Annotated in this window: 25 protein-coding genes; 8 read left to right on the plus strand and 17 right to left on the minus strand. The window is 65.0% G+C overall.

Annotated features, from left to right (window positions below):
* Window positions 1-73: 73 nt before the first annotated feature.
* From BI327_RS01065 to glyA, 8 genes are all read right to left on the minus strand, one after another.
* Complete coding sequence (locus BI327_RS01065) at window positions 74-2,194, minus strand: sodium-translocating pyrophosphatase (protein WP_076857883.1); 2,121 nt, start codon at window positions 2,192-2,194, stop codon at window positions 74-76.
* 308 nt (window positions 2,195-2,502) lie between these two features.
* Window positions 2,503-3,531 (minus strand): thiamine-phosphate kinase, encoded by a 1,029-nt coding sequence (thiL, locus tag BI327_RS01070; protein WP_394329833.1) that lies wholly within the window; start codon window positions 3,529-3,531, stop codon window positions 2,503-2,505.
* A gap of 111 nt (window positions 3,532-3,642) precedes the next feature.
* The gene (gene nusB / locus BI327_RS01075; RefSeq protein WP_076857886.1) at window positions 3,643-4,137 is read right to left on the minus strand and encodes a transcription antitermination factor NusB; all 495 of its coding nucleotides are present in this window, start codon (window positions 4,135-4,137) and stop codon (window positions 3,643-3,645) included.
* Window positions 4,138-4,139: 2 nt separating this feature from the next.
* Window positions 4,140-4,631 carry a 6,7-dimethyl-8-ribityllumazine synthase gene (ribH, locus tag BI327_RS01080; protein ID WP_076857887.1) on the minus strand — a complete coding sequence of 164 codons (492 nt, stop codon included), beginning with the start codon at window positions 4,629-4,631 and terminating at the stop codon, window positions 4,140-4,142.
* A gap of 213 nt (window positions 4,632-4,844) precedes the next feature.
* Window positions 4,845-5,453 carry a riboflavin synthase gene (locus BI327_RS01085; RefSeq protein WP_076859098.1) on the minus strand — a complete coding sequence of 203 codons (609 nt, stop codon included), beginning with the start codon at window positions 5,451-5,453 and terminating at the stop codon, window positions 4,845-4,847.
* 110 nt (window positions 5,454-5,563) lie between these two features.
* A complete protein-coding gene (ribD, locus tag BI327_RS01090) occupies window positions 5,564-6,724 on the minus strand; it encodes a bifunctional diaminohydroxyphosphoribosylaminopyrimidine deaminase/5-amino-6-(5-phosphoribosylamino)uracil reductase RibD (RefSeq protein ID WP_076857889.1) in 1,161 nt (386 codons plus the stop codon).
* Window positions 6,721-7,203, minus strand: coding sequence for a transcriptional regulator NrdR (gene nrdR, locus BI327_RS01095; protein WP_016844999.1), 483 nt, complete (start codon window positions 7,201-7,203; stop codon window positions 6,721-6,723). Before nrdR ends, ribD begins: the two co-directional genes overlap by 4 nt.
* Before the next feature lie 75 nt (window positions 7,204-7,278).
* A complete protein-coding gene (gene glyA, locus BI327_RS01100; protein ID WP_076857890.1) occupies window positions 7,279-8,580 on the minus strand; it encodes a serine hydroxymethyltransferase in 1,302 nt (433 codons plus the stop codon).
* A 637-nt stretch (window positions 8,581-9,217) separates the two neighbouring features.
* On the opposite strand from glyA, the gene BI327_RS01105 reads away from it, so the two are divergent.
* Window positions 9,218-11,497, plus strand: a complete 2,280-nt coding sequence (locus BI327_RS01105; protein WP_076857892.1) for a TonB-dependent siderophore receptor — start codon at window positions 9,218-9,220, stop codon at window positions 11,495-11,497.
* A 373-nt stretch (window positions 11,498-11,870) separates the two neighbouring features.
* On the plus strand, window positions 11,871-12,548 hold the full coding sequence (plsY, locus tag BI327_RS01110; RefSeq protein ID WP_076857894.1) for a glycerol-3-phosphate 1-O-acyltransferase PlsY: 678 nt from the start codon (window positions 11,871-11,873) through the stop codon (window positions 12,546-12,548).
* A 15-nt stretch (window positions 12,549-12,563) separates the two neighbouring features.
* Here plsY and BI327_RS01115 read toward each other — a convergent pair whose 3' ends face one another.
* From BI327_RS01115 to BI327_RS01125, 3 genes are read right to left on the minus strand one after another with little or no spacing between them, the layout of a single operon-like run.
* Window positions 12,564-14,063, minus strand: coding sequence for a tripartite tricarboxylate transporter permease (locus BI327_RS01115; RefSeq protein WP_057020728.1), 1,500 nt, complete (start codon window positions 14,061-14,063; stop codon window positions 12,564-12,566).
* A complete protein-coding gene (locus BI327_RS01120) occupies window positions 14,063-14,563 on the minus strand; it encodes a tripartite tricarboxylate transporter TctB family protein (protein WP_076857896.1) in 501 nt (166 codons plus the stop codon). Before BI327_RS01120 ends, BI327_RS01115 begins: the two co-directional genes overlap by 1 nt.
* Window positions 14,560-15,528: a Bug family tripartite tricarboxylate transporter substrate binding protein gene (locus tag BI327_RS01125; RefSeq protein ID WP_076857898.1), complete on the minus strand. Its 969-nt coding sequence runs from the start codon at window positions 15,526-15,528 to the stop codon at window positions 14,560-14,562. Before BI327_RS01125 ends, BI327_RS01120 begins: the two co-directional genes overlap by 4 nt.
* Window positions 15,529-16,089: 561 nt before the next feature.
* Between BI327_RS01125 and BI327_RS01130 the strand changes: the two genes are divergently transcribed.
* On the plus strand, window positions 16,090-16,290 hold the full coding sequence (locus BI327_RS01130) for a hypothetical protein (protein ID WP_076857900.1): 201 nt from the start codon (window positions 16,090-16,092) through the stop codon (window positions 16,288-16,290).
* A 327-nt stretch (window positions 16,291-16,617) separates the two neighbouring features.
* On the opposite strand, the gene BI327_RS01135 is transcribed toward BI327_RS01130, so the two are convergent.
* Window positions 16,618-16,839 (minus strand): hypothetical protein, encoded by a 222-nt coding sequence (locus BI327_RS01135; protein WP_050422593.1) that lies wholly within the window; start codon window positions 16,837-16,839, stop codon window positions 16,618-16,620.
* A gap of 20 nt (window positions 16,840-16,859) precedes the next feature.
* A complete protein-coding gene (locus tag BI327_RS01140; protein WP_076857902.1) occupies window positions 16,860-17,090 on the minus strand; it encodes a hypothetical protein in 231 nt (76 codons plus the stop codon).
* 672 nt (window positions 17,091-17,762) lie between these two features.
* Here BI327_RS01140 and BI327_RS01145 point away from each other — a divergent pair.
* Together BI327_RS01145 and BI327_RS01150 are read left to right on the plus strand one after the other, a co-directional pair.
* Window positions 17,763-17,951: a hypothetical protein gene (locus tag BI327_RS01145; RefSeq protein WP_076857904.1), complete on the plus strand. Its 189-nt coding sequence runs from the start codon at window positions 17,763-17,765 to the stop codon at window positions 17,949-17,951.
* On the plus strand, window positions 17,941-18,183 hold the full coding sequence (locus BI327_RS01150) for a hypothetical protein (RefSeq protein ID WP_076857906.1): 243 nt from the start codon (window positions 17,941-17,943) through the stop codon (window positions 18,181-18,183). Before BI327_RS01145 ends, BI327_RS01150 begins: the two co-directional genes overlap by 11 nt.
* Before the next feature lie 28 nt (window positions 18,184-18,211).
* Here BI327_RS01150 and BI327_RS01155 read toward each other — a convergent pair whose 3' ends face one another.
* From BI327_RS01155 to BI327_RS01165, 3 genes are all read right to left on the minus strand, one after another.
* Window positions 18,212-18,376 carry a hypothetical protein gene (locus BI327_RS01155; RefSeq protein ID WP_245334677.1) on the minus strand — a complete coding sequence of 55 codons (165 nt, stop codon included), beginning with the start codon at window positions 18,374-18,376 and terminating at the stop codon, window positions 18,212-18,214.
* Window positions 18,377-18,599: 223 nt separating this feature from the next.
* Window positions 18,600-19,118, minus strand: coding sequence for a transcriptional regulator LdtR (gene ldtR, locus BI327_RS01160; protein WP_024583358.1), 519 nt, complete (start codon window positions 19,116-19,118; stop codon window positions 18,600-18,602).
* A gap of 663 nt (window positions 19,119-19,781) precedes the next feature.
* The gene (locus BI327_RS01165; protein ID WP_050422596.1) at window positions 19,782-20,243 is read right to left on the minus strand and encodes a DUF6163 family protein; all 462 of its coding nucleotides are present in this window, start codon (window positions 20,241-20,243) and stop codon (window positions 19,782-19,784) included.
* Between the two features lie 225 nt (window positions 20,244-20,468).
* Between BI327_RS01165 and hemB the strand changes: the two genes are divergently transcribed.
* The gene (gene hemB / locus BI327_RS01170; RefSeq protein WP_076857909.1) at window positions 20,469-21,533 is read left to right on the plus strand and encodes a porphobilinogen synthase; all 1,065 of its coding nucleotides are present in this window, start codon (window positions 20,469-20,471) and stop codon (window positions 21,531-21,533) included.
* A 1-nt stretch (window position 21,534) separates the two neighbouring features.
* On the opposite strand, the gene BI327_RS01175 is transcribed toward hemB, so the two are convergent.
* The gene (locus tag BI327_RS01175; RefSeq protein ID WP_076857911.1) at window positions 21,535-22,176 is read right to left on the minus strand and encodes a DUF6151 family protein; all 642 of its coding nucleotides are present in this window, start codon (window positions 22,174-22,176) and stop codon (window positions 21,535-21,537) included.
* Between the two features lie 157 nt (window positions 22,177-22,333).
* On the opposite strand from BI327_RS01175, the gene BI327_RS01180 reads away from it, so the two are divergent.
* Window positions 22,334-22,891, plus strand: a complete 558-nt coding sequence (locus BI327_RS01180; protein ID WP_076857913.1) for an RDD family protein — start codon at window positions 22,334-22,336, stop codon at window positions 22,889-22,891.
* 86 nt (window positions 22,892-22,977) lie between these two features.
* Window positions 22,978-23,754, plus strand: coding sequence for an arginyltransferase (locus tag BI327_RS01185; RefSeq protein ID WP_021078378.1), 777 nt, complete (start codon window positions 22,978-22,980; stop codon window positions 23,752-23,754).
* Window positions 23,755-23,760 lie beyond the last annotated feature (6 nt).

Consider the following 23,760-nt stretch of genomic DNA (forward strand, 5'->3'; position numbering starts at 1 on the left):
TATTTCGCGCCCCCTAAAGCAAAACCCCCGCGGCGCTCACCGCGGGGGTTTCGTTTCAGTCCTATCGCGCGGCTCAGTGCGCCAGGATCGCCAACAGCAGCAGCGCCACGATGTTGGTGATCTTGATCATCGGGTTCACCGCCGGGCCCGCCGTGTCCTTGTAGGGATCGCCGACGGTGTCTCCGGTCACCGCGGACTTGTGGGCGTCAGAGCCCTTGCCGCCATAATGGCCGTCCTCGATGTACTTTTTGGCGTTGTCCCACGCCCCGCCGCCCGAGGTCATCGAGATCGCGACGAACAGGCCAGTGACGATGACGCCGAGCAGCATGGCGCCGACTGCGGAGAACGCCGCCGACTTGCCGACCGCACCGCCGCCCGCGATGAAGTAGATCAGGAAGTAGACCACGATCGGCGACAGCACCGGCAGCAGCGAGGGGATGATCATTTCCTTGATCGCCGCCCGCGTCAGCAGGTCGACCGCCTTGCCGTAGTCCGGCTTGTCGGTGCCCTGCATGATGCCGGGCTTCTCGCGGAACTGACGACGCACCTCCTCGACGATCGCGCCCGCTGCACGGCCGACCGCGGTCATGCCCATCGCACCGAACAGATACGGCAGCAGGCCGCCGAACAGCAGGCCGACCACGACGTAAGGATTGTTCAGGGAGAAGTCCGGGTTGACGCCCTTGAAGTAGGCATGGGCGTTGGCGTCGCTGATGAAGAATTTGAGGTCCTGATTATAGGCCGCAAACAGCACCAGCGCGCCGAGACCGGCTGAGCCGATCGCGTAGCCCTTGGTCACCGCCTTGGTGGTGTTGCCGACCGCGTCGAGCGCGTCGGTCGACTTGCGCACCTCCTTCGGCAGCCCCGCCATTTCGGCGATGCCGCCGGCGTTGTCGGTGACCGGGCCGAAGGCGTCGAGCGCGACGATCATGCCGGCCAGCGCCAGCATGGTGGCAGTCGCGATCGCGATGCCGAACAGGCCGGCCAGGCTGTAGGTGACCAGGATGCCGGCGATGATCACGATCGCGGGCAGCGCGGTCGCTTCCATCGAGACCGCAAGGCCCTGGATCACGTTGGTGCCGTGACCGGTGACGGAGGCCGCCGCGATCGACTTCACCGGGCGATAATCGGTGCCGGTGTAGTACTCGGTGATCCAGATGATCAGGCCGGTGACGACGAGGCCGACCACGCCGCACTCGAACAGCGCCATGCCGGTGTAGTCGACGCCTTCGAGCTTGCCGAAGCCGATCAACCAGTTGATCACGGCCGCGACGCCGACCAGCGACAGGATGCCGGTGGCGATCAGGCCCTTGTACAGCGCACCCATGATCGACTGGCTGGCGCCGAGCTTGACGAAGAAAGTGCCGATGATCGAGGTGATGATGCAGATGCCGCCGATCGCGAGCGGCAGCGTCATCATGTTCACCAGGATCGAGGTCTTGGCGAAGAAGATCGCCGCGAGCACCATGGTGGCGACCGCGGTCACCGCATAGGTCTCGAACAGGTCGGCCGCCATGCCGGCGCAGTCGCCGACATTGTCGCCGACATTGTCGGCGATGGTCGCCGGGTTGCGCGGATCGTCTTCGGGGATGCCGGCCTCGACCTTGCCGACGAGATCGCCGCCGACGTCAGCACCCTTGGTGAAGATGCCGCCGCCGAGACGCGCGAAGATCGAGATCAGCGAGGCGCCGAAGCCGAGCGCCACCATGGCGTCGACCACGGTGCGGCTGCCGGCTTCGAGCCCCATGAACTTGACCAGCACCATGAAATAGATGGTGACGCCGAGCAGCGCGAGGCCCGCAACCAGCATACCGGTGATCGCCCCCGCCTTGAAGGCAAGCTCGAGGCCGCCGGCGAGCGAGGTGGTCGCTGCCTGTGCGGTGCGGACGTTGGCGCGCACCGAGACGTTCATGCCGATGAAGCCGGCCGCACCCGACAGGATGGCGCCGATCGCAAAGCCGATCGCCACCGGCAAGCCTAGGAAGTAGGCCAGCACCACGAAGATCACGATACCGACCATGCCGATCGTGGTGTACTGCCGCCGCAGATAGGCTTGTGCGCCCTCGCGCACCGCAGCCGCGATTTCCTGCATGCGGGCATTGCCCGCATCCGCGTTCAAGACCGACTGGGTCGCCCAGATCGCGTAGACGATGGAAAGCGCCCCGCAGAGCACAATCAACCATAAAGCTGTCATGTTGCCTCAGATCCTTGATGTAACCCCCGCGCCTCTTTGTGCCGCTAGGGGGCGGCAGGCGCTTATTTTTCGAGGACACCCCTCCCCAAAAACGGGTTGCCTCAAATCGGGCGCGACCTTGCCAAAATCGTTACCGCTGTGCAACGCCACCTGTGGCCGAAAAAGCCGATATCGGCAGCTATTTAGAAGGAGAATCGGCGCGGTACTTCGAGAGCCTTCCGTTCCGATCTAGTCGGGACGAGGCTTTAGATTCTTGTATTGACGCGATTTCTGCATGCGAAGCGGTGCCGGCCTCGCTCGAAAACGCTCTAGAAGTGGCTGTAGGACAGCCGCTTCAGCGCCAGTTCCCGGCCCTGTCCGTCGAGGAAGCTTGGCGGCGACACGCCTGCGATCAGGCCGCCGATCGCGGTCACCGCGACCCTGGCCTGCCGTGCCTCCCGCAGGAAGGCGTCGACATGATCGCTCGGGACCGCGCACAAGAGCTCATAGTCATCGCCGCCGGCCACCACGGTCTCGATATCGATCGCCTTGCGCGCGAGCAGCCCCGCGGCCGCCGACGATAATGGGATACTCGGCACGTTGATCACGGCCGCCACGCCGCTGGCCACGCAAAGCTTGGCCAGATCGCCGGCGAGACCGTCGGACACATCCATCGCCGCACTGGCGTGGGCGCGGACGGCCTTGGCAAGTGCGTTGCGCGGCTGCGGAACACGGTAGCGGGCTGCCAGAAAATCCCGGCCGACGACATCGACCGCCAGATCAGCCGCGACCGGACCACCGCGGAGCACGTCGAGGCCGAGCGCAGCATCTCCGATGGTGCCGGTGACAAACACGCGGTCGCCCGCCTTTGCCCCGGCGCGATGCACCATCTTGCCCTGCGGCACCCGGCCGAATGCGGTGATCGAGACCATCAGCGGTCCCGGCGTCGAGACCGTGTCACCGCCGAGCAGCGGGCAGCCGTAATGGCCGGCGTCCTCGCCGAGCGCCTGGGCAAACGGCTTCAGCCAGGCCTCTTCGGCGCGACGCAGCGCCAGCGTCAGCACGAAGCCCGCCGGCTCCGCCCCCTTGGCCGCGATGTCGGAGAGGTTCACCCGCAGCGCCTTGCGCGCCAGCGTGTCGGGCGGATCATCAGGGAGGAAGTGCACGCCCTCGACGATGGCGTCCGTGGTGACCACGATGTCCTCGCCGGCGGCCCGCAGCGCGGCGGCGTCGTCGTCGAGACCGAACGCGCCCGGATCGGTCGCGAGCGGCTTGAAATAGCGCGCGATCAGGGAGTCTTCGCCGGAGGGGCCGTCGTGACGCTCTGCCATCTCGCGCGCCTTCCCCTCAGCTGTCATCGCCCGGCTTGACCGGGCGATCCAGTACGCCGCGGCAGCTGTTGTTGCCAATAACCGCCGCGGCGTACTGGATCACCCGCTTTCGCGGGTGATGACGGCGGAATACGTGGTTCAGTTCCGCACAAACTCGTCGCCGCGGAACTGGCGCGCGATCTGGTCGAGCACGGCATTGACCATGCCGGTCTCGTCCTTCTCGACGAAGGCATGCGCGACGTCGACATATTCGGACACCACCACGCGGCCCGGCACGTCCTTGCGGTGCTCCAGCTCATAGGAGCCCGCCCGCAATACCGCGCGCAAAATCGCGTCGATCCGCTTCAGCGGCCAGCCCTTCGACAGCGCCTCGTCGATCAAGGGATCGAGCCTGGCCTGATCGCGCACCACGCCGGAGACCACGTCGCGGAAGAACGCGGCTTCCGCCGGCAGATATTTCTCGCCCTCGACCTCGTTGCCGAGCCAGTGGCTCTCGAACTCGGCGAAGATGTCGTTGATCCCGGCGCCGCCGATATCCATCTGGTAGAGCGCCTGCACGGCGGCGAGCCGTGCTGCGCCGCGCCGGTTGGCTTTCCTGTCAGCTTGTTTGCCGGGTTTGTTGTTGTCAGCCATCGTCAGGCCTTTGCCAGGCGGCGTTTGATCCGCAGCATCGCGATCGCCGCACGCGCCGCGTCGCCGCCCTTGTTCAACTCGCTGGCGCGCGCCCGCGCCCAGGCCTGCGCCTCGGTGTTGACCGTGAGGATACCATTGCCGAGCGGGAATTTCCGGCTCACGGCCAGATCCATCAGTCCGCGCGAGGATTCCTGCGAGACGATCTCGAAATGGATGGTGTCGCCGCGCACCACGCAGCCGAGCGCGATCGCCGCGTCATACGGCCTGCCGTTCGTTTCAGCGGCATCGATCGCAATCGCGATCGCCGCCGGGATCTCCAGCGCGCCCGGCACCGTGATCACGTCGTGGCTGGCGCCGGCCGCCTTCAGCTCGGCGAGCGCGCCTTCCAGCAGCGCGTCCTGGATGTCGTCATAAAACCGGGCCTCGACGATCAGCACGCGTGCGCCTGATATGTCGGTCTGGTCCTTCAGGGGTGCGCGCCGCGCGTCAGCCATTGCAATAACCAATCGGAACTTGGGGAGGATTTGTGCAGCGTTTTAGGCGCAGCAGGCGGCAAAGCCAAGGGCAATACTGGCCTGGATGTCACCGCGATCGGCCCGATTTTTCAGGTCGGCTTCGTCAGCAATGCATGGGACATCCGGCCGGAAGTCGCCCGGGCCGAATTGGCACATAAGGATGTCCGTCTCGGCCGCAATCCCGGATCGAGGCTATTTCATCTCCGACAGCCGCGCCGCGTAGCGGGCCATCAGATCGACCTCGATATTGACCTCGCTGCCGGCCTTCCAGCCGCTCAGGGTCGTCACGCTGAGCGTGTGCGGGATGATCAGCACCGAAAACGTCACGTCGTCGACCGTATTCACGGTCAGCGACACGCCGTCCAGCGTGATCGAGCCCTTCGCCGCAATGAAGCGCGCCAGTTCGCGGGTGGTTCTAAGCTCGAAGCGCGCCATGTCGGGCAGATCGTCGCGCTTGACGATGCTCGCGATCCCGTCGGCATGCCCGGCCACGATGTGACCCCCGAGTTCATCGCCGATCTTGAGCGCGCGCTCGAGGTTGAGCCGGCCGCCCTGCGCCCAGTGCTTGGCGGTGGTCATGCCGAGCGTCTCGGCCGCGGCGTCGACATCGAACCAGGTCTTGCCGTCGGCAGTGCCGGAGGCGACCACGGTGAGGCAGACGCCGTTGCAGGCGATCGAGGCGCCGTCGGCGATCGTGGTCTGGTCGTAGTCGCAGGCAATCCGCAGCCGGTGCAGCTGCCCCTGCGCGACGGGCTTCAGGCTTACGATCTCGCCGATATCGGTGACAATTCCGGTAAACACGACAAACCTCTTGCTCTTCGTCATGCCCGGGCTTGTCCCGGGCATCCACGTCTTGACCACACGCGACCAGGCAAGTCGTGGATGGCCGGGACAAGCCCGGCCATGACGGCCTACGAACGATCGTAGATGGTCAGAATATCACTGCCCAAAGTTTCGCTAGCACGAAGGCGAAAGGCCGGCGACTGCGTGATTGCGTCGAGCGGCATTGCGTCCAGCGCGGGAACGCCGTCGGCGCCGACCGCCTCAGGCCCGCGCAGCAGCCAGATCTCATCGACCAGGCCGGCCGCCAGGAAAGAATTTGCCACGCGCGCGCCGCCCTCGACCAAAAGCCGTGTGATCCCCTTCTCCGCCAGCGCATGCAGGATTGCGGGCAGATCAAGCCCCTCCGGCGCACTGGCGGCAACGCGGATCACGTGCGCGCCGGCGGCGCCGAGCTTCACCGCGGCAGGCGCCTCCGCCATGTCAGAGGTCATCACCCAGAGCGGCGTCTCGCGCGCCGAATGCACCAGGCGGCTGTCGCCCGAGATCCGCAGCGCGCGATCCAGCACCACACGCACCGGCGAGCGCGCCGCCATGCCGGGTAGCCGGCAGGTCAAGAGCGGATCGTCGGCCTTCACCGTGCCGATGCCGACCAGGATCGCATCGCTCTGCGCACGCAACAGATGCACGCGGGTCCGTGCGGCCTCGCCAGTGATCGCAACCGGCTTGTGACCGTGCGCGGCGATCTTGTCGTCGGCCGACACCGCGAGCTTGAGGATCACATGCGGGCGCTTGTCCGTGATGCGACGGAAGTGTCCGGCATGGTCGCGCGCGGCCTCCGCCTGGCACAGCCCGACATCGACCGCGATGCCGGCAGCGCGCAGTTTCGCGTGCCCCTTCCCGCCGACCTCCGGATTGGGATCCTCGATCGCCGAAACCACGCGGGCAAGCCCGGCCGCGACGACGGCGTCCGCGCAAGGCGGCGAGCGGCCGAAATGCGAGCAGGGTTCGAGCGTGACGTAGAGCGTGGCGCCGCGCGCGGCGTCGCCGGCGCGCCGGAGCGCTTCGACCTCGGCATGCGGGCGGCCGCCCGGCTGGGTCCAGCCACGACCGACGACCACGCCGTCCTTGACGATGACGGCGCCGACCGCCGGATTGGGCCAGGTGCGCCCGAGGCCACGGCGGCCGAGTGCGAGCGCGAGCTGCATGAAGCGCAGATCGGCGGCCTTGGCAGTTTCCTTGGCCTCTTTGGCTTTTTGCGCGAACTGGTCTTCGAGAATGCGAAAGATCATTTTCGCAACGTTGCGAGCCGCGGATCCTCTTCGCCGGTCAACTCGTCGAGCACGGCCTCGAAATCCTTGGCCTCGCGGAAATTGCGATAGACGGAGGCGAAGCGCACATAGGCGACGTCGTCGAGCTGGCGCAGATGCTCCATCACGATCTCGCCGATCGCCTCCGAGGAGACCTCCGCCTCACCGCCGCTTTCGAGCTCGCGGACGATGGTCGACACCATCTTCTCCACCCGCTCGGACTCCACCGGGCGCTTGCGCAGGGAAATCTGCAGCGAGCGCACCAGCTTGTCGCGGTCGAACGGCACGCGACGGCCGTTGCGCTTGATCACGGTCAGCTCGCGCAGCTGCACCCGCTCGAAGGTGGTGAAGCGGAAGTTGCAGGCCATGCACACGCGCCGCCTGCGAATGACCGCGGAGTCCTCGGTCGGACGCGAGTCCTTGACCTGCGTATCGAGAGAATTGCAGCTCGGGCAGCGCATCCGACGGGACCTTTATTTGCGCATGATCTATTCGGGAAACCGGTACCCACTTTTCCGGATCATGCGCCCCTTTTCTTACTGATAGATCGGGAAGCGATCGGTCAGCGCCTTGACGCGCTCCTTGATCGCGGCCTCGACCAGCGGCGCCTTGCCGTCTGGCGACTGCGCCAGCGCATTCAGCACTTCGGCGATCATGCCGCCGACCTGCTTGAACTCGGCGACGCCGAAACCGCGCGTGGTCGCGGCCGGCGTACCCAGGCGAAGACCCGAGGTGACGAACGGCTTCTCGGGATCGAACGGGATGCCGTTCTTGTTGCAGGTGATGGCGGCGCGCACCAGCGCCTTCTCGGAGATGTTGCCCTTGAGGCCCTTCGGCCTGAGGTCGACCAGCATCAGATGGTTGTCGGTGCCGCCGGAGACGATGTCGAGGCCGTGGCTGCGCAGCGTCTCGGCCAGCGCCTTGGCGTTCTCGACTACGTTCTTGGCGTAGACCTTGAAGTCGGGCCGCAGCGCCTCGGCGAACGCCACTGCCTTGGCGGCGATCACATGCATCAGCGGGCCGCCTTGCAGGCCGGGGAAGATCGCCGAGTTCAGCTTCTTGGCCAGCGTCTCGTCATTGGTGAGGATCAGGCCGCCGCGCGGACCGCGCAGCGACTTGTGCGTCGTCGTGGTGGTGACGTGGGCGTGCGGCACCGGCGAGGCATGCACGCCGCCGGCGACGAGGCCCGCGAAATGCGCCATGTCGACGAGGAGATACGCACCGACCGAGTCCGCGATCTCGCGGAAGCGCTTGAAGTCCCAGGCGCGCGAATAGGCCGAGCCGCCGGCGATGATCAGCTTCGGCTTGACCTGTTGGGCCTGCCTCTCGACCTCGTCCATGTCGATGATCTGGTCCTCGCGGCGCACGGTGTAGTGCGCGGCCTTGAACCACTTGCCGGACATGTTGACCGGCGAGCCGTGGGTGAGATGGCCGCCGGCGGCGAGATCAAGACCCATGAAGGTGTCGCCGGGCTGCAGCAGCGCCAGGAACACCGCCTGGTTCATCTGGCTGCCGGAGTTCGGCTGGACGTTGGCGAAGCCGGCGCCGAACAGCTTCTTGGCACGGTCGATCGCGAGGTTCTCGGCGACGTCGACCCACTCGCAACCGCCGTAGTAGCGCGCGCCCGGATAACCTTCCGCGTATTTGTTGGTCATCACCGAGCCCTGCGCCTCCAGCACGGCGCGGCTGACGATGTTTTCCGAGGCGATCAGCTCGATCTCATGGCGCTGCCGGCCGAGCTCGCCCTTGATCGCGGCGGCGATCTCGGGATCGGCCTCGGCGAGACCAGCCGTGAAGAAGGAATCGGGCGCGGAAGCGGTCTTGGAGGATGAGGTCATCGGCGAAATATCTCCACCGCCGCAAGCCCTTAGGCAGGATGCGGACGGTCACGAGTGGCGGTCGAAGCTGGTTTCAGAGCGTTACCACATCGCCCCAAAATGGCCAAGCGGTTGCGGTCCTCGGCGGTCAATTATGCCAGATATGGTGGGGATGGCGGGGATTGCCAGCCGGCCGCGCACCCGCGCCGCCGCCCCGATTCCAGCCGCCCCTGGCCCGGGTTCCAGCCGTCCGGCGCGGCCCGGCTACGGCGGCCATCAATCGCAACGACGCTGCCCCTTCTCGATCGCGCACGTGCGGACTGGTAACCGCCGCGCCGGTCTCCCTCGTACTTCGCAAGAACAGAACTGCGCAACTCGCGACGCTCTCGAACATCACCCGTTCGATCGTGATGTATCGGGTCACGAGACGATGAGACATGCGAGGCGAATTTTGAATCGTTCAACTCTTGAATCGTTCAACACTGGATCGATTCAAAGCTCTCACGCGATGCGTGCAACAACGCGGCCTACTCCGTTGTCTGTCGATCACACATGCGCACTTAGCGTACCGCTTCGATAGCTTCTAACTGCGCGCGGGCTGTCAACGAACATCACCGTGATAACGACGCCGAGGAAAACTTCTCCTTGGGGGCGTTGAATGACGGACGGATGGATTCGGCCGCAGCGGCTTGCTGCTTCGGCCTTGGTGGCTCTTTCGGTTGCTGGCGCTGACGATGTCTTCGCGCAGACGCAATTGCCTTCCGTGACGGTCGATGCGCCATCGCAACGGCAAGCGGCGCGATCGCAGCAGCCCGCGCAACGCACCACGCGCGCACGCAGCGCCGCACGCCGCGCGACGACCGCCCCGGTGAGCGCACAGCCGCAGGCCGCACAGCAGGCCGCAGGCGCAGGCGGCGGACACGAGCGCGCCAACGGCCCGGTCACCGGCTATCTGGCGCGGCAGAGTTCGAGCGGCACCAAGACCAGCACGCCGATCATCCAGACCCCGCAATCAGTGACGGTCATTGGGGCCGAGCAGATCCGCGACCAGAAGATCGTCAGCAAGTTCGACGAGGTGCTGCGCTACACGCCAGGCGTGATCGGCGGCACCTATGGTTCCGATTTCCGCAACGACTGGTTCCTGATCCGCGGCTTCCCGGCACAGAACGAGTCGCTGTTCCTCGATGGCCTGCAGCTGTTCTACACCTCCTATGCGAGCTGGAAGCTGCAACCGTTCAACCTCGAGCGCGTCGAGGTGTTGCGCGGTCCCTCCGGCATCCTGTATGGCGGCTCGGCGCCCGGCGGTCTCGTCAACGCGGTGAGCAAGCTGCCGCAGGCCGAGCCCATTCGCTATATCGAGGCTGGCGTCAACAATTTCGGCAACGCCTACACCGCGTTCGACATCGGCGGCGCGGTCCCGCAGTCCGGCAACGGCCAGGTGCTGTACCGGATGGTCGGCCAGGTGCAAGGCGGCGGCACCCAGACCGACTACACCTACGACAACAATTTCTTCTTCGCGCCGTCGGTCACCTTCCGGCCTGACGTCGATACCAAGCTCACCGTCTACGCCACGGCCGCGCACAACAACACGCGGGCGGAGAACTTCCTGCCCTATGTCGGCACCGTCACCAACGCGCCGTTCGGGCGCATTCCCACCAGCCTGTTCATCGGCGACCCCAGCGCCGACCAGTTCCGCCGCGAGCAGGAGACGCTCGGCTACCAGCTCGAGAAGAACCTCACGGACAGTGTGGACTTCCGCCAGAACGCGCGTTTCGGACATGTCGACGTCTACTATACCGGCCTCTACGGGCTGGGCTGGGCGACGACGCCGGCCGCCGGCGACATCACGCGCGGCAATTTCTACGCCCGCGGCGTCGCCAATCAGTTCAACCTCGACAACCAGCTCGAATATCGCTTCGCGACCGGGGCGCTGCAGCACACCGCACTGGTCGGCGTCGACCTCAAGCATTACGGCATCGACGACCGGCAGGGTTTTGGGATGGGCACGAATTTCAACGTGTTCAATCCGGTCTACGGCGTCAACGCGCCCTACAGCGGCGCGCTGTATCAGAACGCCTATCTCACGCAGGCAATGGCCGGGCTCTATCTGCAGGATCAGGTCAAGCTCGACCGGCTGACGGTCGTGCTGTCCGGCCGCCAGGATTGGGTCGACCTCGACAACCAGAACCGGATCGGCGCCGACCAGAGCCGGCAGGACAGCAAGTTCTCCGGCCGCGTCGGCGCGATCTACAATTTCGACAATGGCGTCGCGCCCTACGTCTCCTACATGACCGGCTATAACCCGGTCATCGGCCTCAATGCGGCCGGGCAATTGCTGCTGCCCGAGACCTCCGAGCAAAGCGAGGTTGGCGTCAAATACGAGCCGGTCGGGCTCAACGCACGATTCAGCGTCGCGTATTTCGACCTGAAGCGGAAGAATGCGCTGACCACCGATCCGAACAACCCGCTGTTCCAGACCCAGAATGGCGAGGTCACCTCGCGCGGCGTCGAGCTCGAGGCGGTCGCGAACATCACGCGCGACTTCAAGCTGGTCGCGAGCTACACGAATTACGAGCTGTTCGTCAGCAAGGACCTCAATCCCGCGCTGGTCGGCACCGTTCCGACCAACACACCGCGGGAAATGGCCTCGATCTGGACCGACTATACGTTCCGCGAAGGCCCGCTCGCCGGCTTCGGCCTCGGCGGCGGCGTGCGCTATGTCGGTGCGTCCTTTGCGGACCAGGCGAACACCGCGCCCGTCCCCTCCTTCGTGCTGGGCGATCTCGCCCTGCACTACGAATGGGACAATCACTGGCGCGCGGCGCTCAATGTCGTGAACGTCACCGACAAGATCTACGTCGCGAGCTGCGCGACCATCAGTTCCTGCTACTACGGCGATCGCCGCCGCATCACGGCGAGCCTCGCCTACAAATGGTGAGCTGCCGGTTCCGTTCACAAAAATACCGTTGCGACAGAGAGGCGGCATCGGCCGCCTCTCTTTTTGACCGTCGTCAGGGTGGTGTCAGCATGTCGCGCTAGGTTTCTGCCGCGGCGATATTTGCCGTGCCCAGACTGGCCCGCTCCGAAATGCGAGCCCCGGAGCGGGCCTTTTACGTGCCGAGGGTTCCCGCGGCCGCCCAAGGGGTCAGAGGCATCGCGCGGCGACTGCACGCGCCGGTTTCAGCTTTCTCAGCATCGATACTGCGGCGCCGCATCGATCGCCCTGCCCGTTCCCTGCGCGAACATCAACCCGTCTGAGCGGTAGACTCGAACCGATGATTGCCCGACATTGGCGCATCGAGGGCAGACGGATGATTTTCTGGATAGCGGGCATCGTTGGTTTGGCAATCGCATATCTCTTCGGCGCCACGCCCGCCGGCTATCTGGCAGGCAAGCTGCTCAGAGGCATCGACATCCGCGAGCATGGTTCCAAATCCACCGGGGCAACGAACGTGTTGCGGACCCTCGGGAAATGGCCTGCGTTGGTTGTCCTGCTGGTCGATGTGCTGAAAGGCGTGGCGGCGATCGCATTTGCCCGCTGGTTCTATCCCTGGCTCCTTGCATTGCCGTCGGTCGCGCCACCGGCAGCGCTTGACCTGCAAACCTGGCTGCCCTGGGCTGTCTGCCTGGCCGGACTTGCCGTGTTGTTGGGGCACAGCCGTTCGATCTGGCTGAATTTCACGGGCGGCAAATCCGCAGCGACGGGGCTCGGCGTCTTGCTGGCGATGTCCTGGCCGGTCGGTTTGGGTGCGGCCGCGGCGTTTGGCGTCGTGCTGGCGATGTCCCGGATTGTCTCGCTCAGCTCGATCTTGGCGGCGCTCACGGCGATCGCACTCGTCTGCGGCCTCGAGCAGCCGCTGCCCTACCGGCTACTGGTCATTACAGGCAGCCTTTACGTCGTCGCGCGCCACCGCGCGAACATTCAACGGCTGCTGGCCGGGACAGAGCCGCGCCTGGGGCAAGCATCGAGCGCGGCGTCGCAAGGCTAGCGCTGCGTCCACGCGCTAATCCTCGTTGGCCTTGAAGCGTCCCAATCCCTTCAGTACGAACGGCGCCAGCAACGCGATCAGCGCGATGCCCAGCAGCGTTGCCGACATCGGGCTTTGCAGCAGCACCATGGGATCGCCGAGGCTGATCGCCAGCGCCCGGCGCAGCTGGCTTTCGGCGATCGGCCCCAGGATCAGCCCGATCACCACGGGCGCGATCGGGAAATCGAACCGCCGCATCAGGAAGCCCATCACCCCGAACGCCGCCAGCATCGACAATTCGACGACCGACGGCTTGGCCGCGATCGTGCCCATGGTGGCGAACACCAGAATGCCGGCATAGAGCCATGGCTGCGGGATCGCGAGCAGCCGCACCCACAAGCCCACCAGCGGCAGGTTGAGCACCAGCAGCATGCCGTTGGCGATGAACAGGCTCGCGATCAGCCCCCACACCAGGTCGGGCCGCTCCGCGAACAGCAGCGGCCCCGGGTTCAGGCCATACTGCTGGAAGCCCGCCAGCATCATCGCCGCGGTGGCCGAGGTCGGCAGCCCGAGCGTCAACAGCGGCACCAGCGTGCCGGCGGCAGAGGCGTTGTTGGCGGCTTCCGGCCCCGCGACGCCCTCGATCGCGCCCTTGCCGAACTCCTCGGGATGTTTTGTGAGTCGCCGCTCGGTCGAATAGGACAGGAAGGTCGGGATCTCGGCGCCGCCGGCCGGCAGCGCCCCGATCGGAAAGCCGAACAGCGTGCCGCGCAGCCACGGCTTCCACGAGCGCCGCCAATCCTCCCGCGTCATCCACAGCGAGCCGCGCACCGGCTCGAGCTTCTCCTCGGCATGATGGCGCCGCGAGGCGACATAGAGCGCCTCGCCGACCGCGAACAGGCCGACCGCCAGCGTCGTCACCTCGACGCCGTCGAGCAATTCAGGGATGCCGAACGCAAGCCGCGCCTGACCGGTGAGCTTGTCGATGCCGACCAGGCCAAGCGTGAGCCCGATGAACAGGCTGGTGAGGCCGCGAACCGGCGAGTCGCCGAAGGTCGCCGACACCGTGACGAAGGCCACGCACATCAGCGCGAAATAGTCCTCGGGACCAAAGCGCACCGCGAAGTCGACCAGCCACGGCGCGAGGAATGCGAGGCCGATGGTGGCAATGGTGCCGGCGACGAACGAGCCGATCGCCGAGGTCGCCAGCGCGGGACCGCCGCGGCCGGCCTTGGCCATCTTGTTGCCTTCGAGCGCGGTCGCCATCGACGCGCTCTCGCCGGGCGTGTTGATCAGGATCGCGGTGGTCGAGCCGCCATACATGCCGCCATAATAGATGCCGGCGAACATGATCAGCGAGCCGCCGGGATCGAGCTTGTAGGTCACCGGCAGCAGCAGCGCGACCGTCAGTGCCGGACCGATGCCCGGCAGCACGCCGACCGCGGTGCCGAGGAACACGCCGATCAGGGCGTAGAGCAAATTCATCGGCTGCATGGCGACCGCCATGCCATGCGCCAGCGCGGCGAAGGTATCCATCACAGCAGTCGCTCCAGCGGGCCGGCGGGAAGGCTCAACGTCAACAGCTTGTCGAACGCGAGATAAATGAGGGTCGTGATCACGAGCGCGATCGCGGTGTCGGCCAGCACGGCGCGGCGCCCGAAGGCGGCCGACGTGGTGATGAACAGCGCCGAGGTCGCGAGGATGAAGCCGCCGCCGAAGCCGATGATGGCGATCAGGAGCGCAAGCCCGCCGATGATCAGCCACACCGGTTTCGGGTCCATGCTCTCGCGCGGCGGCAGGTTGCCGCGCAGCGCATCGATCAGATTGCCGGCCGCCAGAATGACGAGGCCGATCGCGATGACGACCGGCATCGCCTCCGGCCCCATTCCGTACATCGTGGTGGACGGCAGCTTGCTCGCGTCCCACACCAGCACCGCGGCGAGCACGGCCAGCGCGGCCGCGATCACGACGCCGGCGCGGTCGACCCGCCGCGCCGGCGCGCGCGGCGGATTCTCGGAGGCCGTGTCCGGCGTCATGACTTCACGAGGCCGACGGACTTCAGCACGTCGGTGACACGCACGATTTCCTTCTTCAGGAAATCCGCGAAGGCATCGCCGCCGAGATAGGCGTCATCCCAGCCCTTCTGCTTCAAGATCTCCTTCCAGGCATCGGACTTCACCATCTTCTCGACGGCATCGCTCAGCACCTTGCGCTGCTCGGGCGTGATGCCGGGTGGTGCGACCACCGAGCGCCAGTTGGCGAGCACGAGGTCGATGCCCTGCTCCTTGAAGGTCGGGATGTCGACGCCGGGCAGACGCTGCGCCGACGTGACGCCGAGCGCGCGCAGCTTGCCGGCCTTGATCTGGCCTTCGTATTCGCTGAGGCCGGAAATGCCGGCGGTAACCTTGCCGCCGAGGATGGCTGCGAGCGACTCGCCGCCGCCGGAGAACGGAATGTAGTTGATCTTCTTGGCGTCGGCGCCCACCGTGCCCGCGAACAGCGCCGCCATCACGTGATCGACGCCGCCGGCCGAGCCGCCGGCAAAGGTCACCTTGGCGATATCGGCCTTGACCGCGGCGGCGAGATCCTGCGCCGTCTTGAGCGGCGAATTCGCCGGCACCACGATGACCTGGATCTCCTCGGTCAGGCGCGCGATCGGCGTCACCTGATCGAGCGTCACCGGCGACTTGTTCATCGCGAGCGCGCCGACCATGACGAAGCCGTTGACCATCATCTGGTTGCCGTCGCCCTTGGCGCTGTTGACGAACTGCGCGATGCCGACGCTGCCGCCGGCGCCGGGAACGTTGGTGACCTGGACGCTGCGCGCGACACCTGAGGCCACCAACGCCTGCTGCATCGAACGCGCGGTCTGATCCCAGCCGCCGCCGGGCGCCGCGGGTGCCATCAGCTTGAGCTCGAGCTGCTGCGCGGCTGCCGGACCACTCGCCCCAAGCAACAACGCGACGACCGCGCCGAACAGGCGCATGCGGGACGAGATCATGGGCTTCCTCCTGAATTTTCGGATGCGGCCTGCCGATCGCCCGCTGCATCCGCTCACATGGTCGCATCGCCGGCCGGAAAGCGCGGTCCCCATCGCATGAGGAATCGCTCGCCGATCTCGCGTCTGCGTGTCCTTAGCGACCATTCGCCACAGCCTTCGGCAAGCCGGACGGCGCGACTATTCCGTGCTGCAAATCGCCGCAGCTGGGCGGTCGCTTTTCGCTTGCATTGATTTGAGCGATTGAAACGCGCCGCGATGTCGCGCCGCCCTCGCCCGCCATGACGCGGAACGGGTCGAGCGGGCACAGCTCCGCCGGGCGCAACCAGCGACCCCCGGTACCGGAGGTTTCGCAGCACCGGGGATCGCTACTCCCGGAGGGCTTGGGGGCAAAGGCCGGGAGCTGAAAGTCGACTCTTCCGGTTCCAGATGGTTCCAACGGAACCGCGGGAACACCTGCCGCTGCCCAAAAGTTAACTGAGCATCACCGCAAAGCCTTGGGCATCCATCGGTGATGAGAACGCCAGTTGCGCTCCCGCCTCCTCAAGCAGGAAAGGACAGCGCATGTTCAAGCGTCGTCGTTTCAGGCAAGCGCACTCGCTCGAAGAGCGCCTCATCGCGGAGGCCAAGAGCCTGCGCGAGAAAGCAAGGGCTCTTCCCACCGGCATCGAGAAGGACCTGCTCCTGCAGAAGGCCCGGCAGGCCGATACGGCTGCTCATGTGAGCGAATGGCTGTCGTCGCCGGGGCTGATGCCCCCCGAATAGGAGCCGGGTCACCCGACAGCAAAACTCAGCGTCGTCCCTGCGAAAGCAGGGACCCATAACCACAAATAGCTATTGGTAAGCGATGCTGGAACGACGAGTCTTGGTAACAACGAAAGCCGCGGAGTATGGGTCCCTGCTTTCGCAGGGACGACGTGGGGAGGAGAGTCTTGTCCCACACACCTTGTCATCGCCCGGCTCGACCGGGCGATCCAGTACGCCGCAGCCTCTCGGTTCAAGCACCGCTGTCTCTGGAATACTGGATCACCCGCTTTCGCGCGCGTGATGACACCGAACAAGCGGTTTGACAGCAACGGCAACAGCCGGCCGCTACAGCCCGGTATACCCGGCCTTCACGTGATCGGTGCTGCCGTCGAGCTGGCGCAGATAGGTCAGCCCGCATACGGTCAACCGATGGGTATCGCGCTCGCCCGCGTCGAACAGCGTCTGTACGTACTCTGTCACCTTCGCACGCGCTTCGTCGCTTGCAGCGGACGTGCGATTGAGCAGCAGATCATACGTCTGCATGATCCGATCGATAGCGGCTTCCATTGAAGTCTCCGGGTTGACGCTCAGGCGACCACCAGCGTCTCGGCCTCGAACTTCGCGATCGCCTTGTTGGCGAGGCGGAGCCGGTTCAGCTCACCGCGCTGGAACAGCTTCACGATGATGCCGAGCAGGCGCTCATTGGTGGCGAAGGTGTCGGGAATCGCGCCGGATTTGCGCAGATAGTTCGAGGCGATCGCGTAGGCGTCACCGACGACCTCGACATTCAGCACCTCGATCTCGCGCTCAACCAGCATGTCCTGCTTCTCCGTTGGGAGACGAAATAAAGCGCTGGGAACGTCTTGGTTCCTCGCCGGACCGATTTATTTTCGCAAGTGCAGCATGAAACTCATGCAGCATGAAAAACGCATCGGCCGGGCATGACCGATGCGTTGACTGGAGGAAAGCTGCCGGTCTTCTGAAGCGGCCGGCTTGGCCATCAGGCGAAAACGGGAAGGCTCAGAGGCGATACAGGATCTGGTCGGTCCCCAACCGCACCAGGTTGAAATCAGGCTGCTTTTTCGACCTTTTTGCCCGAAGCTGGCGCGAGAACTTCCTGCAGCAGCTTTTCCAAAGCGGCGGCACTCTTCACCAGATAATCCGGCAAGCTCGGTATGTACCGAAGAGTCATGTCGTGACCGAACCGCTTGTGGCCAATCTGGCAGGCAATCTCCGCGGTAGGCTTACTGGCACACGAACAGGAACGGTGCGCTCGCCAAGAGACCGCTGCCGGTTGGCCGACCAGGCCGACGCCGCTTCAAGCGCTGATTTGTTTGCATGCTGAATCGTGAGCCGCCCGGCCATCGGCCCGGAGACAAGCAGTAGCTAGGACACATCACCCTAAATAATGTGCGGTGTTCACGATGCCGGACCTTGCGGGTACACTAGAGGTCGCTATGTTCCCCCAATTTCAACCCTAGGGGATACCCATGCGATTTGCTTTGATTGCTGCTTTATTGGCTCTCTCGACCGGTTCGGCCTTTGCCGAGCCCAAGAACAACACCCCTCATGCGCTGGCCTGCATGAAGAAGTACGGCTTCACCTACGCGGAGTGGCGTGCCTACACCGTTCCCGCCGAGAAGGCCGAGCCCTACCGGAAGTGCCGCGATGGGCGGTAAGGTGAAGGCCGCTCTCACCGTTGCCTTATTGGCAGTCAGCAGCATCCCTGCCTGCGCGGCGTGGACTTGCTCAGCCCCCGGTCTCATCACCGGGCAATACGATGGCGGCGACAGCGCCTACATCCATCTCACCGGCTTCCGTACCGGCAACAACTACCCGGTTGCGAAGAAGGGCAACCGGGCGACGGGCACGACGAAGAACGGCACGCACTTCGTCTGCACCCAGAACTGACACAAGCCGGCCCGATACGTCGGGCCGGTCAATACTGCGGCCGCCGCAACAGCTCCGGCAGCCTGGAGATGGCCTTCCCGATACGCCTCGCCTCTTCCCGTGAGAGGAAGTTGTTGGCGTGCTGGTAATTGCCCCGGTGCAGATCCTCGCGATGGGCGATGCCGCAAATGAAGAAGCCGTTCGCATCCTTCACCCTGAAGCCGTGCTCATCCTCTAAAAGGAAAAGGCGCCCCAGGGGCGCCTAATCGCGTTCTACGTGCCTTCTAGCGTGCACTTTGTGTCTTCACTGGAGGTAACGGGCGGGCATGCCCGGCATGGCGCGAACTGGCGCGAACCGTGTGCCTCTACGTGCACTTTGGTTCACTTTGAGTCCTTCTTGGCCACCTAGTAACAGGCTACGTGTCTGAAAGTTGTTATCAGAGCCGATACAAAATCTGGTCGGTCCAGAACCGCTCCAGGCGATGCAGCGACTTGTTGAGGCTCGCGAACTCCTCGTTCGAGATGCCGCCGACCTGCTCCACCGTCTTGACGTGCTTCTGATAGAGCGCGTCGACGATCTTGCGGACTTCCTGGCCCTGCGGGGTCAGACGGATGCGGACCGAGCGGCGATCAACGCGCGAGCGTTGATGATCGAGGAAGCCGAGCTCGACGAGCTTCTTCAGATTGTAGGAGACGTTGGAGCCGAGATAGTAGCCGCGGGTGCGCAGCTCGCCGGCGGTCAGTTCCTTGTCACCGATGTTGTACAGGAGCAGCGCCTGCACCGAGTTGATGTCGGCGCGGCCACGACGATCGAATTCATCCTTGATGACGTCGAGGAGCCGGCGATGCAGCCGCTCCACCAAAGTCAGGGCTTCGAGATAGAGCGGCTGCACCGGAGCTTGACCGGCAGCGCGATCAGCGGCATCCGCCGCCGTTGTCGCAACGGCTTTCATCATGACACTTCCCCTGTTTGTCGTTTTTATCGACTTTATTCGACGAAACTTGTGTCCCGCCTGATAGGTCCAACGTAAGGGGGCCGTTTGAATATCCGCTTAAATAAGAGAATAAAGAGATCATGAATTTAAGACAGTGAATCGTGGATTAAGCCCATGGATCAAGGGCTTTTCGCAACTTTTCATTGACGGTGGCGGACCCTTGTTCACGCTTCGTCTGCCTCCCCTGTCACATTCGGAAACAGCATCGTCTGAATTCGAAACGACGGCGTAAGGTGTGTGAGGGAACCCTTTACGGTGACCGATTGGTTACCGGAAAATTCTTTGAAAATTTTATCGGAGTGCATCGTGGCGAGACGCGCGCGATGCGCGCAAGCGGCCATCAATCGTCGCCGCGGCCAGACCGGTTCCGCCGTCGGCCCGCGCAAAGCCGGCCGGCACACGCACCGAGATCCGGTGAAATGGATCCCGACGGCAGGTCCCGTGGAGATGCTCCGGAAACGGCGCGTCTCGAAAGGGGTGCGATCTGTCGGCGTCCACCTAGCAGAACCAGCGATGCTGTCTTCTCGTTGCGCGCACGGCTGGCAAATATTGCCGGCCGTCCCCAGCTATTCGTCGCCCTGTCGCAGCGTGGCAACAGTGTATCGGGCGATCGCTGCACGCGGCCTATGGCGGGCGCTCGCGCGCCGACATCCAGGCCAGCGCCAGATACGCCGCGAGCATCACGGCCTCGAGCCCGACCACCGTGAGGCTGCCGCCATAGATGCCCGGAAACATCAGCTCGATGACCGCCATCGACACCACGGTGGTGAGCCAGACCACGGCGCCCCACGGCGTCGCGAGCCACAGCCCGACCGCGGCAACGAGCTCGATGACGGCGAAATAGATCGTGGCGGTCTGCCAGGCCATCGACTGGTTCTCGAAGGCCTCCTCCTCGCCGCCGACGAAGCCGGTCACCTGGGCCCAGTGATAGAGGCCCTTGGCGACCGAGACGACGGCCATGATGCGCAGGAAGATGACGAGGCGCCGCGTCCACGCATTGTCGTCCGGCTCGATCCGGTCGGACGAGATCGCGCTCACCGAGATGGCGTTGTCCCGCGCTTGATCGCGTGCAGAGGTGTCAGACATCCGAATCGCCGCGCAACGGCTGCAAAATGGGGTTCATGGCGCAGTCTTGGCCCGCCGGGGCCGCAAAATCAATTGCCGTTGCGGCAAATCAAGGGCGCCCGGGACGCAATGGAGACGCAACGGCGGCGCAATGACGGCGCCCCTGTGAGGTGCTAGAACTCGACTTATATCAGGTCCAGGCCTGCTATTAGGTCTAGAGTTGCCGTCCCTCGAGGAGAAGACATCATGGCGATCAAATTCGGGCGCCCGATCGAATTGCGCGACACGCCGCGGCGCCAGACGGATGCCCTCGCCTCGCCCTCGCTCGACCTCTCGATCCGGATGCGCCGCAATCGCAAGACGGAATGGGCCCGCCGCCTGGTGCGCGAGAACGTGCTGACCACCAATGATCTGATCTGGCCGATGTTCGTGGTCGATGGCCACAACGCCCGCACGCCTGTCGCCTCGATGCCCGGCGTCGAGCGGCTCACCGTCGACCAGATCGTCCGCGACGCCGAGCGCGCGGCCAAACTCAACATCCCCTGCATCGCGCTGTTCCCCTTCACCGAGCCGGCGCTGCGCGACGAGCAGGGTTCGGAAGCGCTCAATCCCGACAATCTGGTCTGCCAGGCGGTGCGCGCGATCAAGAAGGAATTCCCTGATATCGGCGTGCTCTGCGACGTCGCGCTCGATCCCTTCACCAGCCACGGTCATGACGGGCTGATCGAAGGCGGCAAGATCCTCAACGACGAGACGGTTGCGGTGCTGGTGAAGCAGGCGCTGACCCAGGCCGAGGCCGGCTGCGACGTGATCGCGCCGTCGGACATGATGGACGGCCGGATCGGCGCGATCCGCGAGGCGCTCGACGACAATGGCTTCGGCGACGTGCAGATCATGTCGTATGCGGCGAAATACGCTTCCGCCTTCTACGGCCCGTTCCGCGACGCGATCGGCTCGGCCAAGACGCTGACCGGCGACAAGCGAACCTACCAGATGGACAGCGCCAATTCCGACGAGGCGCTGCGCGAGGTCGAGCTCGACATCGCCGAGGGCGCCGACATGGTGATGGTGAAGCCCGGCATGCCCTATCTCGACATCGTGCGCCGCGTGAAGGATACGTTTGCGATGCCGACCTTCGTGTACCAGGTGTCCGGCGAATACGCGATGATCGCAGGCGCCGCCGCCAACGGCTGGATCGACGGCGAGCGCGCCATGATGGAAAGCCTGGTCGGCTTCAAGCGCGCCGGCGCCGACGGCATCCTCACCTATTTCGCGCCGCAGGCCGCCGAGAAAATCAAGGCGGAATCCTAGACTAGGTCTGGCCCGCGGCCGGCGCCGTCGGATGCGGGCCACATAGCGGACGCAATGCGTCGCGCTGCTGCTGCGACAGCACGGTCAGCGGATAGACCGGCTCACCGGTCTCGCGCTTGAAGAACGGATGCGGCCAAGCCTTTCCGCGCAGGCGCCAGCCCAGCACCTTGCCGATGGCGCGCGCGATCAGCGCCAGGTTCAATCCGGTCGAGCCCTTCGGCGCCTCGCCGACCGCATATTTTCCGAGGATCGCGCCGACCGGCTTGCCGAACGCTTCATCGGCGCGCGGCGCGCCGCCGTCGAACGCCTGCGCGACAATTCCGACGAACGGGACCCGCGGCGTCAGCGTATTGCCGACCGGCGTGTTGCAGCAGGTCGTGTGCCAGCGGAACAGCCCCTTCGGGGTCAGCCGCACGCCGGCGATCTTGTTCTGGCCCTGCACGAAGCTGAGCGACGACGGCGCGATCTGGACGATGTCGGTGCCGCCATGTGCATCGAGCAGATCGGCGCGACCGAGTTGGTGCATGAACGCCTGGCAGTCGTCGCAGTAACAGGTCACACGATTGGCCGATTTGGGCGACGGGTTCGAGACGACACCGAAAACCTGTCCGCACCTGCAGCGCAGCCCGATCCGTGTGCTCATGGGTTCCTCTCGGCTTGCCGGACGCAACATACACGTTCCGCGACCGCCTATGGCCGCCGAATCGCCGGAATATTTCGGCTAGTTAATGTTCGTGCAGGCTTGGCAGACACGCTTCCTGTTCCCATGTCCTGCGCGGGACTTTCATCGGAGGTTGGTCATGTCCTACGGCAATGACGGCGGCACCAGGTACAACGATGCCTGGCGCAACGACGGCGGCGTTCCTCCGCATGCATTCGATCCGTTGATGCAGCCGGAACTGTTCCGCGGCGTGCTGACGCGACGGGTGTTCGCATTCCTGATCGACCTCTTCGTGCTGTCGGTGCCGGTGATCCTGGCGGTGATTTTTATTGCGATCTTCGGTGTCGTCACGCTCGGCCTCGGCTGGGCGCTGTTCTGGCTGGTGTCGCCGGCCTCGATCGTCTGGGCCATCGTCTATTACGGCGCCTCGATCGGCGGCCAGCATTCGGCCACCATCGGCATGCGCATGATGGATCTGGAGCTGCGCACCTGGTACGGCGCACGCGGCTATTTCGTGCTCGGCGCTACCCACGCGGTGCTGTTCTGGGTGACGATCTCGTTCCTGTCGCCGCTGGTGCTGCTGGTCGGCCTGCTCAACGGCCGCCGCCGGCTGCTCCACGACATCATCCTCGGAACCGTTGTTATCAACAGCTCGGTCCGGACCCAGGTATCTCCGGCCGCGCGGGCCTCCTATTAGGCCCGCCTAAACCAATTGACCGTTAGCCTCGGGGGGGCGATGCTAGCTCGGCTGCCTGTATTGTTTGTGGAGCCCGACGATCTGACGTGACCCAGCACTCGCGTGACACCCCGCAGTTCTATCTGACGGCGCCCTCGCCCTGCCCGTATTTGCCGGGTCGACACGAGCGGAAGGTTTTCACGCACCTGGTGGGTGACAAAGCGGGCGATCTCAACGACTTGCTGACCCATGGCGGCTTCCGCCGCAGCCAGTCGATCGCCTACCGCCCGGCCTGCGACCAGTGCCGGGCCTGCGTCTCGGTCCGGGTGGTCGCCAACGAATTCCGCCCCTCCCGCAACTTCCGGAAGGTTCTGGCCCGCAACGCCGACATCATCGGCGAGCAGCGCACGGCGGTGCCGACCTCTGAGCAATATTCGGTCTTCCGCGCCTATCTCGACCGCCGGCACCGCAACGGCGGCATGGCCGACATGACCGTGCTGGACTACGCGATGATGGTCGAGGACAGCCATGTCGAGACCCGGATCATCGAGTATCGCAAGCGCAACGCCGACAGCGCCATCACCGGCCGCGGCGACGAGCTGATGGCGGTGGCGCTGACCGACGTGCTCAGCGACGGGCTGTCGATGGTCTATTCCTTCTTCGAGCCGGGGCTTGAGGCCCGCTCGCTCGGCACCTTCATGATCCTCGACCACATCGCCCGCGCCCGCCGGCAGGGCCTTCCCTACGTCTATCTCGGCTACTGGATCGAGGGCTCCAAGAAGATGGACTACAAGGGCCGCTTCCTGCCGCAGCAGCGGCTCGCGCCGTCGGGCTGGCTGCGCGTCGACGCGTCAGGCGAAGGGCTGGCCGAGCCGCAGGACTAGCGTCTG

Source organism: Bradyrhizobium mercantei (assembly GCF_001982635.1).
In the GTDB taxonomy this organism is placed as follows: Bacteria; Pseudomonadota; Alphaproteobacteria; order Rhizobiales; family Xanthobacteraceae; genus Bradyrhizobium; species Bradyrhizobium mercantei.

Coding starts and splice junctions, on each gene's coding strand:
- BI327_RS01065 (WP_076857883.1), bottom strand. CDS start 2,194: ATGACAGCTTTATGGTTGATTGTGCTCTGCGGGGCGCTTTCCATCGTC.
- thiL (WP_394329833.1), bottom strand. CDS start 3,531: ATGACAGCTGAGGGGAAGGCGCGCGAGATGGCAGAGCGTCACGACGGC.
- nusB (WP_076857886.1), bottom strand. CDS start 4,137: ATGGCTGACAACAACAAACCCGGCAAACAAGCTGACAGGAAAGCCAAC.
- ribH (WP_076857887.1), bottom strand. CDS start 4,631: ATGGCTGACGCGCGGCGCGCACCCCTGAAGGACCAGACCGACATATCA.
- ribD (WP_076857889.1), bottom strand. CDS start 6,724: ATGATCTTTCGCATTCTCGAAGACCAGTTCGCGCAAAAAGCCAAAGAG.
- nrdR (WP_016844999.1), bottom strand. CDS start 7,203: ATGCGCTGCCCGAGCTGCAATTCTCTCGATACGCAGGTCAAGGACTCG.
- glyA (WP_076857890.1), bottom strand. CDS start 8,580: ATGACCTCATCCTCCAAGACCGCTTCCGCGCCCGATTCCTTCTTCACG.
- BI327_RS01105 (WP_076857892.1), top strand. CDS start 9,218: ATGACGGACGGATGGATTCGGCCGCAGCGGCTTGCTGCTTCGGCCTTG.
- plsY (WP_076857894.1), top strand. CDS start 11,871: ATGATTTTCTGGATAGCGGGCATCGTTGGTTTGGCAATCGCATATCTC.
- BI327_RS01115 (WP_057020728.1), bottom strand. CDS start 14,063: ATGGATACCTTCGCCGCGCTGGCGCATGGCATGGCGGTCGCCATGCAG.
- BI327_RS01120 (WP_076857896.1), bottom strand. CDS start 14,563: ATGACGCCGGACACGGCCTCCGAGAATCCGCCGCGCGCGCCGGCGCGG.
- BI327_RS01125 (WP_076857898.1), bottom strand. CDS start 15,528: ATGATCTCGTCCCGCATGCGCCTGTTCGGCGCGGTCGTCGCGTTGTTG.
- BI327_RS01130 (WP_076857900.1), top strand. CDS start 16,090: ATGTTCAAGCGTCGTCGTTTCAGGCAAGCGCACTCGCTCGAAGAGCGC.
- BI327_RS01135 (WP_050422593.1), bottom strand. CDS start 16,839: ATGGAAGCCGCTATCGATCGGATCATGCAGACGTATGATCTGCTGCTC.
- BI327_RS01140 (WP_076857902.1), bottom strand. CDS start 17,090: ATGCTGGTTGAGCGCGAGATCGAGGTGCTGAATGTCGAGGTCGTCGGT.
- BI327_RS01145 (WP_076857904.1), top strand. CDS start 17,763: ATGCGATTTGCTTTGATTGCTGCTTTATTGGCTCTCTCGACCGGTTCG.
- BI327_RS01150 (WP_076857906.1), top strand. CDS start 17,941: ATGGGCGGTAAGGTGAAGGCCGCTCTCACCGTTGCCTTATTGGCAGTC.
- ldtR (WP_024583358.1), bottom strand. CDS start 19,118: ATGATGAAAGCCGTTGCGACAACGGCGGCGGATGCCGCTGATCGCGCT.
- BI327_RS01165 (WP_050422596.1), bottom strand. CDS start 20,243: ATGTCTGACACCTCTGCACGCGATCAAGCGCGGGACAACGCCATCTCG.
- hemB (WP_076857909.1), top strand. CDS start 20,469: ATGGCGATCAAATTCGGGCGCCCGATCGAATTGCGCGACACGCCGCGG.
- BI327_RS01175 (WP_076857911.1), bottom strand. CDS start 22,176: ATGAGCACACGGATCGGGCTGCGCTGCAGGTGCGGACAGGTTTTCGGT.
- BI327_RS01180 (WP_076857913.1), top strand. CDS start 22,334: ATGTCCTACGGCAATGACGGCGGCACCAGGTACAACGATGCCTGGCGC.